Raw genomic sequence first — 13,626 nt, 5'->3', positions numbered from 1 at the left:
TAACCCTACTGTTTTAGAAATAAACATACACTAACAATACCAGATTAGATTGCATTTTGAAATGATAGTCCGTCCTAAAAGATGAATCTTTTATTCCATAAAGACTTGAATCCATTACGCCTATACGTAATGGATCCGTGTCAAATAAATGTCATCTTCATAGTCGCTTTTCCTTGTGCCACTTCGACTTTCGCGAAAGCACCATTGACGAATGTCATTTGCGGAGGGACATGTCCAATATCCGCGTCATAGACAATCGGAATGTCCGTTAACTTAGCCAACCGTTCCATCGCATCAATATCCGTGAACCCACCTTTTGCCTGACCAGCGGCTGTTCTCCCGAAAATAATTCCTGCCGTATGATCGAACCACCCAGCATTGTGTAACTGAAGAAGGGAACGGTAAAAATCAGGTGCATCCATATCACAATTTTCAAGTGCCCAAATCATTTTATCGCCTGCAATGAACTTTTCCTGGAAAGCCCTGATGTCACCAAAAGGCGTTCCGACAAGATGGCGAACTGTATCGATACAACCGGACAAGATGCGTCCTTCGAATTGAACGGGTTGGCCACTTATAGTTTTCCACTCTGTTGGCTGATCGAGTTTAAATACATAAGGATCTGGAGGCTCAGAATGCTGCCACTTCGATTGATATTTTTCAGACGATTGCTGGATAATCGTATCTCCCCCTGCAGCCTCCAGTACCTCTAAAAAGGTAGATGTCACGGGATCCCAGTCGTCACTTCTCAAATCGACGAAGTTCGTACCGTGAACTGTTGCAATACCTGTTATCAACGTAATCGGTAACAGAAGTGTACTGATGTCCGAATAGCCGACAATCCATTTTTGTTCTAGGTCATCGTAATCGATTAAAGGTAAAATTTCTACTAAAAACTGGCCGCCCCATGGTGGAATAATGGCATGAACTTCATCATCTGCCACCATTTCCATAAGTTCTGTCAAACGAATATCTTTCGGAGCAGACGTCAACTTGTCATCTGTCCAAACTGATTCCCCGAGTTCAACAGCATAACCTCTTCGCTCGAATTGATGTGCTGCTTGTCTGAGAAGATGATGCAATTCGCTTTCAACACCTGATGATACTGCTGTTACACCGATTTTCTGTCCTTTTCTTAACGGTTTAGGATATCGAATCATCGTCATTCTCCTTTTTTCGGCTGCAATCATTTCATACATCATCCATGTTTTTGGCAATTCAGTCAACTATAAAATCACTAATGGAAGAATAATTAGAAAACTACTTTATTTTATCGAAGACAAGGACTATAATACTATTAACAAATAAAATATTATTTATATAAATATGAATCAAAGTATCTATTAGTGAAGGGGGACGAATAGAATGTCGGTTCAACAACTGGCTATCCATTTATTAGTTCACGGGATTCCTGGGGTCGTTCTATTTGGGGTTGCCTGCATCATTATTACCCAAAACTATAAAAGTACGACCAATAGACTTATTGCAGTATTAATTTCACTTTATAGTTTTATTTTTTTTGAAGAGTTAATACGATTTCTGCTTCCCCCTTCTTATAATTCTATTGTGCTCCATCTATCGTTCGGTAGCATTAGTATATTAATCATCTCCATTACATTTCATTTCTTTATCCATATAGCAAAATTACCAGAACGCATCAACATACGCTTTTATCCTGTCATTTGCTATCTCCCTTTCTTCATCAACCTAGGCGCTTTACCCTTTACTAACAATTATCTAACGGGTGCAGAAATTACCCAAAAGGGAATATGGAATATTTCTCTTTTCAATCTTCCTCACTATGTGACACTGACCATCGCAAATATGATCATGTTGGTTTTCCTAGGCATCTTATGGAATGGCCTTAAACATACAACCTCCATTTCGCGACAAAAGATCTTGCGCTTATTTATTCTTGGAACATGTTTCGGTATGGCTGTCACCATTCTATTCGAATATCTCATTTTCGGTTGGGCTCTCCCTTCTCAGCCATTTCGTATCATGGCCATTATTTTCCCTGCTCTACTGGCCATTGCCGCTTTGAAATTCAATCTTGTACCTTCAGCCGTTAGCAAGTATCAAACTATGTTTAACCTGATTCCTACCCCCATTACGGTCGTTAATAGTGATTGGGAAATACTAGAGTTGAATGATTATTCTAGAGCAGAAATCTTTCGCCATGGAGACAAGCCCTATAACATGTTGGATTTTGTTCAAGCCGATGAAAATAAGGAAGTTCTGCATACATTTATCGACTTGCTCCAAACAGAAGTAACCTTGCATGGTTATCCATTAGCGCTTCAGTTACATGATAACCAGGGCACACTTCACTATTCTGTAGAGGCTTCAACTGTAATTTTAGAGGATGAAAAAATATTTTATTTGGTGTGGAGAAATGTAACACAAGACATTGAAAATGACAGTCTAATTGAACATTTAGCGTACCATGATGTTCTCACTTCCCTTCATAATCGGGCCTATTTCGTACCCAAAGTAAAAGAACGAATGATGAAACTATCTGCTGGTTCACAAAAAGAATCCGCACTCGTACTCATTGACTTAAATCGCTTTAAACGTATCAATGACACGTTCGGCCACGCAATTGGGGACCAAGTATTGCAACACAGCGCCATGCTATTAAAGCAAACAGTTCGGGCAGACGATTTAGTTGCCCGATTAGGGGGAGATGAATTTGTCGTTTTTCTAGAAGATTTCCCTTCGCAACGTACAGTTTTTGATTGGAATGACAGATTGCAAAACGCTTTTCAACAAAACCCATTTGAAACGGGATCAATTACGATACAGATTGAACTCAGCGTCGGTATTGCCTTCTTCCCAAAAGAAGCCGATAATTTTGAAAACCTGTTTCAACTCGCCGATTGGAATATGTATGAGCATAAACTTGTATCCAGGGAAAATGATTCAAGAATGATTTGACTTGTCGTAGATAAAAACCACTCCAGTCATTTGGAGTGGTTTTTATTTTTTTCAACGGGATTCCCCTATGCAAAACGTCGGTACACTTTTTTCCCGTCATATGAAAAGATGACTTGCTTATTCTCCACATAGGTTTCCATATGGACAATGCGCCCCCATAATTGATGGATATATGGAAGAACATGTTCCAAATAACGAACATCAAGCTCCATTTCATCAAACTGATGCACCAAATACAATTCGCCATTACGCAGATAATCACCATTTTCAACAACAATATACGGAAATCCACCATTCACACGCATAGAAACTAGCTGATCCCGCACATCTTCATGATCTTTTGACGTGATGCGGTAATCGCTCTTCTTTTTTTCAAATAAATACAAATCCCCCTGCTGCACCAATTCTTTCGTTAAATAATTTCGAATGAAGGAAATATCCGATTCAATTTCCCTTACTTCATACATTTTTTCTCGACCTGAATTTGGCTGCACACCAAACATCTTCATTTCTTCAGTTGGATGATTGTATCTCTTTTCAATGTCTTCAAAAATCTTCACACCAAGATAATACGGATTGATGCTTGTTTTGGATGGTTGCACGACGTTGGCGTTCAACGTCGCAAACTCGATGGTTTCTTCCGTCGTTAATTCCATCTCTCTAATGATTCGTTGATGCCAATAAGATGCCCAGCCTTCGTTCATAATCTTGGTCTCAAGCTGCGGCCAAAAATAGAGCATTTCCTCACGCATCATCGTTAAAATATCACGTTGCCATTCTTTCAATTCACGACTGTACTGTAAAATAAATAATAGAAGATCCTTTTCTGGCTTAAGCGGTATTTTCTGCATGGCAGGACTGGTTTTTATCTTATCCGCCTGTGGTGTCTCCAAATTCCATAAATCATCATAGGGAGTTTTCCGCACAACATCTTCTTGTTCTTTGACATCCTCTGACAGCTGATGCCTACGGATAGAAGGGTCAATATGTTCTTGAATACCTAAAACGGCATCTAAAAAGCGTTCAACCTCATCTTTTCCGTAAAGCATTTCATAATTTGCAATCCGCTCCGCTGTTGCCGTCATACTTTCAACCATGTCCCGCCTCGTATTTGAAAATCGAACATTGTTTTTGAAAAAATCGCAATGAGCAAGAACATGGGCAATAATAAGCTTATTTTGAATCAAGCTATTCGTATCCAGTAAAAATGCATAGCAAGGATTGGAATTGATGACCAATTCATAGATTTGACTTAATCCAAGATCATATTGTAACTTCATTTTATGAAATTGCTTGCCAAAACTCCAATGCGTAAAACGAGTCGGCATGCCGTACGCACCAAATGTATACAGAATATCAGCAGGACAAATCTCATAGCGCATCGGAAAGAAATCCAGGCCGAATCCAGTGGCAATTTCCGTAATTTCATCGATGGCACGATGAAGTGCCTTCCTGTTCGTCATTCGGATCCCTCCGAGTTTTTTATTCATCCGCTTTGTAAAAAAACTTTTTCAACGCATGATAAACATCTTGATTTTCCTTCAAAATGTAATGGCGAAACTTCGGATGCTCGATTTTTTTATAGGTGGCCATTAATGTCGAAAATCGGCTATGTGCATTGACTTCGCCATAACCAAATAGGCTCGAAACTTCCATTAGTTGATGCACAAGTTTCATACATTTGTCATTATCCGATGACATATTTTCACCGTCGGAAAAATGAAAAGGATAGATATTATAGCGTGAAGGATGGTATTTTTGGGCGATGAGCTCCAACGCTTTCTCATAAGCCGATGAACAAATCGTCCCTCCACTTTCACCTTTCGAAAAAAAGTCTTCCTGTGTGACAACTTTCGCTTCTGTATGGTGGGCTATAAACTCCATTTCAACTGTTTCATATTTCGTATTCAGGAACTTCATCATCCAGAAAAAGAAGCTTCTAGCCATATACTTCTCAAAATTCCCCATGGATGCACTAGTATCCATCATCATGAGTACAACCGCTTGCGACTCAGGTTTTTCAATTTCATTCCAAGTTTTAAAGCGCAAATCATCATTATGAAAAGGAGTAATTTCTGCCTTTCCTTTGATCGCATTTCTTTTAATAGCTGTTAAAATGGTCTGTTTCTTATCGATATTGCCGATTAGACCTTTCTTTCGAATATCATTAAATTCTATTTTCTCATCTGATATTTCTAGCTGGTCTTTTTGTTCCAAATTCGGTAATTCAAGTTCATCGAAAAGAATATTCTCGATTTCTGCCATTGTAACTTCCGCTTCATAATAATCCTGCCCGGGTTGATCGCCAGCTTTTTTCCCTTGCCCTTGACCATTTTGTTTTTGAGATCCATCACTTGCGACAACATCATCGACTTGGCTACTGCCATCACCTTGCCCTACATGTTTGGACTTGTCATGATTATAGCGGATTTTGTATTCGTCCAAGGAACGGATGGGAATTTTGATAACTTCCCGTCCATTCGACATGACAATATTTTCTTCGCTTATTAAATCCGGTAGGTTATTGTGAATCGCTTCTTTCACTTTATCCATATGACGCTCTTGATCTTGATGGCCTTTCCGATGAAGCGACCAATTTTCTTGGGAAATGATAAAGTTATCTTTTTCTTCGCCCATTCTTCATTCACACCTATCTATTAGCAAACTTGATAAAGCAGTGTCTGCACATTACCGATTCAATAAACTTCCAACATAACGTAGCAATTCATTGCCTGAAACCGAATTATAGCCATGTTCATCGATAAGTCTGGCGACAACCTCATTAATCTTTTTAAGATGTGATTCATCCGGCGTTTTAGAAGAAGTTGTAATCTTGACGACATCTTTTAAATCGGCAAACAGTTTCTTTTGAATAGCTTCCCGTAGACGATCATGTGACTTATAATCAAAACGCTTTCCTTTTCGCGCATAAGCGGAAATACGAATGAGAATCTCCTCACGAAATGCTCGTTTGGCGTTCTCAGATATACCGATTTGCTCTTCGATGGAGCGCATGAGTTTTTCATCTGGATTCATTTCTTCATCCGTTAACGGATCTCTCAACTTATTTTTATTACAAAATGCTTCTACATTATCAAGATAGTTATCCATCATGTTCACTGCGGACTCTTCGTACGAATAGACGAATGCTTTTTGAACTTCCTGTTTGGCAATTTCGTCATATTCTTTTCTAGCAACCGCTATATAATTCATATATTTTGCCCGGTCTTCTTGCGAAATCGAAGCATGCTGGTCAAGCCCATCCTTCAAGGCACGTAACACATCTAGTGCGTTAATCGATGGAATCTCCTTGCGAATAATCGCCGAAGAAATTCGATTAATGACATAACGCGGATCAATGCCATTCATCCCTTCATTCGGAAACTCCTTCTTCAAGCCCTCCACATCCATCGGATTAAACCCTTCCACGCTTTCTCCGTCGTACAGATACATTTTCTTCACAACATCAACGCCTTGTTTTTTAGAGATTTCTAACCGCGTCAGTATCGAGAAGATCGCGGCAACACGAAGGGCGTGTGGTGCAATATGAACTTCTGAGATATCACTTTCTTGAATCATCTTTTCATAAATTCGTTCTTCCTGGCTCACTTTCAAGTTGTATGGAATTGGCATCACGATGATTCTGGAGTGCAATGCCTCATTCTTTTTATTGGAAATGAAAGAACGATACTCTGTTTCGTTCGTATGGGCAACAATCAGTTCGTCCGCACTAATAAGTGCAAATCGTCCCGCCTTAAAATTTCCTTCCTGTGTCAATGACAGTAAGTGCCAAAGGAATTTTTCGTCTAGCTTCAACATCTCTTGGAATTCCATCATACCCCGATTGGCTTTGTTCAATTCACCGTCAAAACGATACGCACGCGGATCTGATTCAGAACCAAATTCGGCGATTGTTGAAAAGTCAATACTTCCTGTTAAGTCGGCAATATCTTGTGATTTTGGATCCGAAGGTGTAAATGTTCCAATACCGACCCGTTTATCTTCCGAGAAAAAAATACGTTCAATCATCACATTCTCGATTTGACCGTCATACTCTTGCTCCAAACGCATGGTATTTAGTGGTGATAGACTACCTTCAATTCGAATGCCGTATTGATCTAAAAATTCCTTACGCAAATGTTGTGGAATTAAATGCAGAGGATCCTCATGCATCGGGCAGCCTTTAATCGCATAAACTGCGCCTTCATCCGTTCTAGAATAACTTTCCAAACCGCGTTTTAACAGTGTCACAATGGTCGATTTCCCACCACTGACAGGGCCCATTAACAACAAAATCCGTTTTCGAACATCCAGTCTTTTTGCAGCGGGATGAAAATATTCTTCCACTAGCCTCTCAATTGCCTCTTCTAGACCGAAAATTTCTGCCCCAAAAAAGTCATACAACTTCTGCCCATCTCTTTCTGTCAAACCAGAGCTCTTAATCATATGGTATACACGTGAATGTGCCGTTTGCGCCACTTCTTTTCTTTCTTCCACGATGTTCAAGTATTCTTCAAATGTACCTTGCCATTTCAGCTTGTTTTCTTCTTCTCGAAAGCTTTTCGCTTTATTTAAAATATCCATCTTATTCCCTCCATTCAGGGCATGGTTTTATCCATAGTATGCGTAGCAGGGGGTTATGATGCAGGTGGAAAACAAAAGCACCCGATTCAAAACAATTTAGCATTGTTTTGAATCGGGTGCTTGTACGTTGTTTGCAGTGCTACATATTAGAAGTCTTATTTGGTGAACTAAACATATTCGCAACAATGATACCAGTGAAAAACGCAATGATACTCATCACAAACGGCGTCCCGCTTTCAGGAATGCCCGGATAGACAACGAACACTGAACCAATGATAAGACCGATGATCGCCGCAAAGGTGATGTGCGTGAAATGTGTTAGCAAATAGCTAATCACTTTACTACTTACGATGAAACCAACAATCACCCCTGCGCCGATGACAGCAATGATTGGTAAGTTAAAGTTAGATAATGCACCGATTGCTGTCGAGTAAACTCCTAGAAGCAGTAAGATAAAAGAACCGCTGATTCCCGGCAACAACATCGCCATACTTCCTGCCCAACCAGCAAAAAACAAGCCAATTGCGTTTGTAGCAGTCAATGTTGTAATCGGTGTCGTATCAACCGGTTTTATAAAGGCAGTAGAAGCAAGTGCTGCTCCAACTAGGATAATGAATAGGAAATGTGTCCATTTAAAATTCTTTTTTACACCCGCCTGTTTCGAGATGAATGGAAGTACACCTAGGATCAGCCCAATAAAGAAATACTGAGTAGGTTCGTTGTAATTTTTCAATAAAAATTCAATAACTCGACTGAATAGTAATAGGGTAGCAGCCATTCCAATGCCCAGTGGCAATAAAAAACCGATATGTTTTTTCCAATCGCGGCTGAAAAATCCGCTAATAGATGCTAATAATTCATCATAAATCCCGAGAATGAACGCAATTGTTCCCCCGCTCACTCCAGGAATCAGATCGCTGATTCCCATAAAGAATCCTCGATATAAATTTCTCCATTGCATAAAGCGTGTTCCTCCAATTTTAATTCAATGTACATAGTATACCATTTTCCCTGCCCATTTAGTAAGTGTGGTGTTACAAAAATGTTAACGCTCGAAGTAAAGTTAGGTATTCATTATGTATAGTTCACTTTACAAATTGAATAGTTTATTATACAATTCAGATAAGTGGTAATAGAGAATCCTGCTAACAACGCTTGGCGCTAGGGGATGCCTCCTGCGCTGGAAATTTCCAGAAAATCATTCATTCAACATAAATACTTACTTGCAGCAAGGAGGAATCCATTTGCTTAAAAATCGTGTAAAGGAATTGAGAGCGCGTTTTAATTTGACACAAGGAGATTTGGCGGACAAAGTCGGAGTGACCCGGCAGACGATTGTATCGCTTGAAAAGGGCAGTTACACGCCTTCCCTACTACTCGCGATGAATATTGCTGAAGTGTTTAAAATGCCGATTGAGGAGATTTTTTCGAAAGAGGGGGAAAAGAAATGAGCATGTACATTATGGTGTTTTTGAGAATTATGCTTCTTGTATCACTAGCATTCATGGTTTTTGATTTCTTAAAGGTTGAACAATTATTTATCCAAATGGATCGGGGCTTTATAGACGGATTTGAAGTATATATTACACGGTGGCCCGGCTACATCGCAATGACTTTCACTGCCCTGTTCGTCATCGCAAATCTCATCCAACTTTTTCGCGTCTGGAAAAACAAACGCTCTGTCATGAATGCTTTCTTAGCACCGGAATATGATGTATCCGACGAACGCGCCGTGCAAAACACTCATAAAGCAGTTAGTTTGGCATTTGCCGTTTTACTACTCTATGCATTTCTAATTATCGGCTCTTATATGTACATTCCCAATTATTTCGTCGACTATATTTGGTATCCACTCTTTACGACAGCCTCTATTCCAATTGTCGGGCTACTTACCTATCTAATCACGTATAAGGTACTTCAATTTAAATAATAAGGGAAGGAGGCTGTATCTATGAATAATTTAACGGTTGCGGTAATACTAAGGGTTTTATTTTTCATCACGCTTGGCCTGTTTGCGTTCAATTTACTTCATTTAGGCACCCCTGACTATTTAAGAGGTTCAAACCTTTATCTTGCACTGCCTTTTTGGATTGTATTATTCATTATTCAAATTCGTGAATATAGTTATAGCAAAAGTCAGCCAGATGGCAGATTCATCATGAAGGATATGGTTTTACCCGAATTAAGCTCAAAAGATGAGCGAGAAATGGAACTGACTGGAAAAGCTTCAAAAGATGCATTATCGGCTGTTCTTGTCTTTGCCCCAATTTCCTTATTACTATTAGGAATGACTATGCTTTCTGAAGGCGCACTACCACTTTTACTAACCTTTTTGCTTGTGGCCGCCATTCCGATTGTCGGTTTAATCGCTTATTACTTTTCATATCGCCATCATTATTTACAATGAAACAATAAAAGCGCCAGCACATTTCTCCGGCACTTTTTCCTTGAATACGATTCAATTCTACAATCCCATATTCTTTGCAATGATTACCTTCATAATCTCATTCGTTCCAGCGTAAATCGAGGAAACAGGGATGTCACGATAACGCCTAGCAATCTTGTATTCCTCCATATATCCATAACCACCATGCAGTCGCATACATTCCGTCGAAATTTCCTGCGCAGATTCGGTTAGCCAGTATTTCGCCATCGACACTTTTGTCACAACATCTTTACCAGCAATATGATCCTCAATCAACGTCTCTAAAAACGCTTTTCCCAACTCTATTTTCGTGGCCATCTCTGCCACTTTAAACTGCGTATTTTGGAAGGAAGAAATAGCTTTGCCAAACGCTTGACGAGATTTCACATAAGCAATGGTCGATTCGAGCATTTCCTCTGATGCGGTTTGTGCAGCAATGGCAACGACTAACCTCTCCTGCTGAAGTTTTGACATCAGATAACCGAAGCCTTTTCCCTCCTCACCAAGCAGATTGGTAGCGGGAACACGACAATTCTCAAAATATAATTCTGCCGTATCTTGTGCATGGAGCCCCACCTTGTCGAGCTTGCGGCCTTTCGTGAACCCAGGCGTCCCTTCCTCCACGACAAGTAGGCTAATCCCTCGATATTTCGGTTCAGCATGTAGGTCCGTTTTCACCACGACGACGAACAGATTGCCATTTATGCCATTTGTGATGAAAGTCTTTTGTCCATTCACGACATAATGATCACCGTCACGCACAGCAGTTGTCTGTACATTGGCCAAGTCGGAACCCGTCCCCGGTTCTGTCATAGCAATCCCTGTAATTATAGCAGCAGACACACAACCCGGAAGCCAACGTTCCTTCTGATTCGCTGACCCGTAGGACTCAATATAAGGCACAACAATATCATTATGCAAACTGACACCCACTAAACTTGTGCCTACCCTTTCCAATTCCTCAGAAATAATGACACCAAAGCTGAAGTCAAGTCCAAGCCCACCGTACGCATCATCCACTTGTGGACAAAGGAACCCCATCTCCCCAAGCTTTTTCCAAAATGACATCGGAATTATGCGCTCTTTTTCCCATTTATCATAGTTGGGAAACGCCTCTTTTTGTAGAAACTTCCTTAAAGAATCCCGGAACATAATATGCTCATCTGTTTCAAATTTGTATCTCGCCAACGAAGTACCCCCTTCTTCACAAAGTGAGTGGTTCCAGCTACTGCCGCAATTCGTAACTCTTACATTGCATAAGCAACTACAACCTGCTTGTAAATCAAAGACGTTCAATGATCGTTGCGTTGGCCATTCCCATTCCTTCACAAATTGTCAGCAAGCCATAACGGCCACTCGTTCGTTCTAATCTATTCATTAGCGTGATCAATAATTTCGTTCCTGTTGCGCCTAAAGGATGTCCAAGTGCAATAGCCCCTCCGTCTGGGTTCAACTTTTCTGGATCTGCCCCAGTGTCTTGTAGCCAGGCAAGCGGCACTTGTGCAAAGGCTTCATTCACTTCGTATGTGTCCATCTCTTCAATTGTCAGCCCTGCTTTTTGCAATACTTTTCTCGTTGCTTCAATTGGGCCCGATAACATAAGCGTTGGATCTGATCCCGTGACACTACGCGCAACGATACGGGCTTTCGGTTTCAATCCAAGTTCGTCCGCTTTTTCACGGGACATGAGTAGCACGGCTGATGCACCGTCACTGATTTGACTCGCATTACCAGCAGTAATGACGCCCTGTTCATCGAAAACTGTTTTTAATCCTCTGAGCACCTCCAATGTCGTACCAGGTCGCGGTCCTTCATCGACGTCAAAACGGATTGTTGTACCATCATCCTGCCGGATATCAATTGGGATAATTTCCGCCTTGAAATGACCTTTGTCAATGGCAGCCGAGGCTTTTACATGGCTGTCGACTGCATAACGATCCAACGCTTCACGCGTCAATCCCCACTTTTTGACCATTCGTTCCGACGATAACCCCTGGTTAATAATCTCGTATTTCTCCGTCAGTTTCGCACTCGGTTTGACATCTCCTATATTTGACATCATCGGCACTCTTGTCATATTTTCTACGCCGCCCGCAATGACGATATCCATATCACCAGAAGCAATCGCTTGTGATGCAAAATGAACCGCTTGTTGACTTGAACCGCATTGTCGATCAATCGTGACGCCAGGCACTTGAATGGGAAAACCAGCAATCAGTAGTGCCGTTCTGGCAATATTACTCGCCTGTTCACCTGTTTGTGTAACGCAACCTAATATGACATCCTCCACATCCTCTTTCGCAACCCCAGCACGCACAACAACCTCTTCTAGCACAATCGCCGCTAATTCATCCGGCCTAAAGCTTGCGAGCATTCCTTTTCTACGTCCAATAGCAGTACGTACCCCTTCTACAATTACCACTTCCGTCATGATCCATCCCACCCCTTCGAATGACCCTATCGTCTTGTTCTTTCCACTGTTCGATTTGTAGTAGACTAATTCCTGCTTTGCTCAAAACTTCTACCAAGTGTGGGGGATTGAAAACATCAGATTAAGAGACTTTGAAAATTACATAGCATTGTCAATTAAAAGTGGTTCGATACAATTGCCTATAGCAGCTCCCCAAACACTCTCAGAGAGTCAAATCAACTCGTTCATCATAGAAGGGGAAGTAGTCCAAACAGACAGCCAATGGCAGCTGATAAGCGGCACAAGACGTACTACATTCGACTTGCCGAGTACCATGCTAGATACACTGCAGTTCGTCGCAAAACAAGAACAAATGACCATGAGTGAATTTGTGGAGGTTGCTATTCGTGAGAAGTTAGGGGGGAGGGTTAGCGTTAAATAAGCATAAACTCTTAAGGTGGTATAGGTGACAACATCACTACGAATGAGATGCGAAATTAGAAATAATAGTTGAAAAAGGTTATTGAAAGTTGTACTAAAAGCCCGATAAGAGAATTAGCGGTATTTCTCTCAATTGCTTATACATCCGTGGTTGAGTACAGGGAATAGCATCTTAACTTTCAATATTTCATCCCGATATTATCTAGGAGAGAACTAGGTGGTTATGTATCCAGTAGAATATTTTCCGAAACAATACACCTAGAAATAAAGAAATGAACTGATAATAACCCGGAATGAGAAAGTGATGTGTAGCAAATGAATGATGGTATAGAGTACGCATATACACGTACCAAAAATGTATATAAAGACGATGATGGGCAACGAACACTATTTATAGCTGCAGGAATAATACGAACAGGTCCTGTTGACGGGAAGGTGCACGGCTACAGCATGAAATTTGAATCCATTGCGACAGAACTATTCGAAATGCCAATCGAGGAAGCGCCTAAAGCATATTTAGATTTAAAAGACATAGACACCCACTTAAAATTGTGGGAAGAGGAACTAGAAAAACTACGCTTTTTGCATTCATCCGATGTAGAAGCGTTTTGCTCATATCAAAGGCTTAGACTACTTAAATAATAAAGTCGATAATTAAGTTCGAAAAAACAAGCGATTCGCCCGCATATACATCAGCAGGCGGCTCGCTTGTTTTTTCTGTTATCATTACATCATCTTCACTCACGACTCTTTTATGGGTGCAGAACAAAGAAAGTCAAAATATACACTCTGTACTTCGCAGTCCATCCACAGCTGTATCCATTCCTTC

The 13,626-nt window shown here is 40.7% G+C and carries 13 protein-coding genes; 6 read left to right on the top strand and 7 right to left on the bottom strand.

Features of this window, described 5'->3' with window-relative positions:
• Positions 1 to 140: 140 nt before the first annotated feature.
• Complete coding sequence (locus ACIQ0H_RS11090) at positions 141 to 1,226, bottom strand: S66 family peptidase (RefSeq protein ID WP_403414304.1); 1,086 nt, start codon at positions 1,224 to 1,226, stop codon at positions 141 to 143.
• Between the two features lie 139 nt (positions 1,227 to 1,365).
• Between ACIQ0H_RS11090 and ACIQ0H_RS11085 the strand changes: the two genes are divergently transcribed.
• Positions 1,366 to 2,937: a GGDEF domain-containing protein gene (locus tag ACIQ0H_RS11085; protein WP_403414302.1), complete on the top strand. Its 1,572-nt coding sequence runs from the start codon at positions 1,366 to 1,368 to the stop codon at positions 2,935 to 2,937.
• A 65-nt stretch (positions 2,938 to 3,002) separates the two neighbouring features.
• On the opposite strand, the gene ACIQ0H_RS11080 is transcribed toward ACIQ0H_RS11085, so the two are convergent.
• The 4 genes from ACIQ0H_RS11080 to ACIQ0H_RS11065 all read right to left on the bottom strand — a co-directional run bounded on the left by ACIQ0H_RS11080 (position 3,003) and on the right by ACIQ0H_RS11065 (position 8,482).
• On the bottom strand, positions 3,003 to 4,400 hold the full coding sequence (locus ACIQ0H_RS11080; protein ID WP_403414300.1) for a SpoVR family protein: 1,398 nt from the start codon (positions 4,398 to 4,400) through the stop codon (positions 3,003 to 3,005).
• A gap of 19 nt (positions 4,401 to 4,419) precedes the next feature.
• Positions 4,420 to 5,574, bottom strand: a complete 1,155-nt coding sequence (yhbH, locus tag ACIQ0H_RS11075) for a sporulation protein YhbH (RefSeq protein ID WP_403414297.1) — start codon at positions 5,572 to 5,574, stop codon at positions 4,420 to 4,422.
• Between the two features lie 51 nt (positions 5,575 to 5,625).
• On the bottom strand, positions 5,626 to 7,521 hold the full coding sequence (locus tag ACIQ0H_RS11070; RefSeq protein WP_403414294.1) for a PrkA family serine protein kinase: 1,896 nt from the start codon (positions 7,519 to 7,521) through the stop codon (positions 5,626 to 5,628).
• 139 nt (positions 7,522 to 7,660) lie between these two features.
• The gene (locus tag ACIQ0H_RS11065) at positions 7,661 to 8,482 is read right to left on the bottom strand and encodes a DUF368 domain-containing protein (RefSeq protein ID WP_403414291.1); all 822 of its coding nucleotides are present in this window, start codon (positions 8,480 to 8,482) and stop codon (positions 7,661 to 7,663) included.
• A gap of 283 nt (positions 8,483 to 8,765) precedes the next feature.
• Here ACIQ0H_RS11065 and ACIQ0H_RS11060 point away from each other — a divergent pair, with 283 nt between their 5' ends.
• Genes ACIQ0H_RS11060 through ACIQ0H_RS11050 form a run of 3 tightly spaced genes read left to right on the top strand, consistent with a single transcriptional unit; the run spans position 8,766 to position 9,928 of the window.
• Positions 8,766 to 8,972 (top strand): helix-turn-helix transcriptional regulator, encoded by a 207-nt coding sequence (locus ACIQ0H_RS11060; protein WP_403414289.1) that lies wholly within the window; start codon positions 8,766 to 8,768, stop codon positions 8,970 to 8,972.
• Entirely contained in the window at positions 8,969 to 9,451 is a 483-nt protein-coding gene (locus tag ACIQ0H_RS11055) for a hypothetical protein (protein WP_403414286.1), read from the top strand. Before ACIQ0H_RS11060 ends, ACIQ0H_RS11055 begins: the two co-directional genes overlap by 4 nt.
• A 21-nt stretch (positions 9,452 to 9,472) precedes the next feature.
• Positions 9,473 to 9,928, top strand: coding sequence for a hypothetical protein (locus ACIQ0H_RS11050; RefSeq protein WP_403414284.1), 456 nt, complete (start codon positions 9,473 to 9,475; stop codon positions 9,926 to 9,928).
• A gap of 57 nt (positions 9,929 to 9,985) precedes the next feature.
• Here the strand turns inward: ACIQ0H_RS11050 and ACIQ0H_RS11045 are convergent, their stop codons facing one another.
• Together ACIQ0H_RS11045 and ACIQ0H_RS11040 are read right to left on the bottom strand one after the other, a co-directional pair.
• Positions 9,986 to 11,134, bottom strand: coding sequence for an acyl-CoA dehydrogenase family protein (locus ACIQ0H_RS11045; protein WP_403414281.1), 1,149 nt, complete (start codon positions 11,132 to 11,134; stop codon positions 9,986 to 9,988).
• A 94-nt stretch (positions 11,135 to 11,228) separates the two neighbouring features.
• Positions 11,229 to 12,377 carry a thiolase family protein gene (locus ACIQ0H_RS11040; protein WP_403414279.1) on the bottom strand — a complete coding sequence of 383 codons (1,149 nt, stop codon included), beginning with the start codon at positions 12,375 to 12,377 and terminating at the stop codon, positions 11,229 to 11,231.
• A 175-nt stretch (positions 12,378 to 12,552) separates the two neighbouring features.
• On the opposite strand from ACIQ0H_RS11040, the gene ACIQ0H_RS11035 reads away from it, so the two are divergent.
• Positions 12,553 to 12,798: a hypothetical protein gene (locus ACIQ0H_RS11035; RefSeq protein WP_403414276.1), complete on the top strand. Its 246-nt coding sequence runs from the start codon at positions 12,553 to 12,555 to the stop codon at positions 12,796 to 12,798.
• 314 nt (positions 12,799 to 13,112) lie between these two features.
• Positions 13,113 to 13,439 carry a hypothetical protein gene (locus tag ACIQ0H_RS11030; protein WP_403414275.1) on the top strand — a complete coding sequence of 109 codons (327 nt, stop codon included), beginning with the start codon at positions 13,113 to 13,115 and terminating at the stop codon, positions 13,437 to 13,439.
• Positions 13,440 to 13,626: the final 187 nt, after the last annotated feature.

Origin of the sequence: Sporosarcina sp. NPDC096371 (assembly GCF_044762865.1) — a bacterium.
Classification (GTDB): domain Bacteria; phylum Bacillota; class Bacilli; order Bacillales_A; family Planococcaceae; genus Sporosarcina.
The sequence above is the reverse complement of the archived record's forward strand: the minus strand, read 5'-3'. Positions and strand labels throughout refer to the sequence as shown.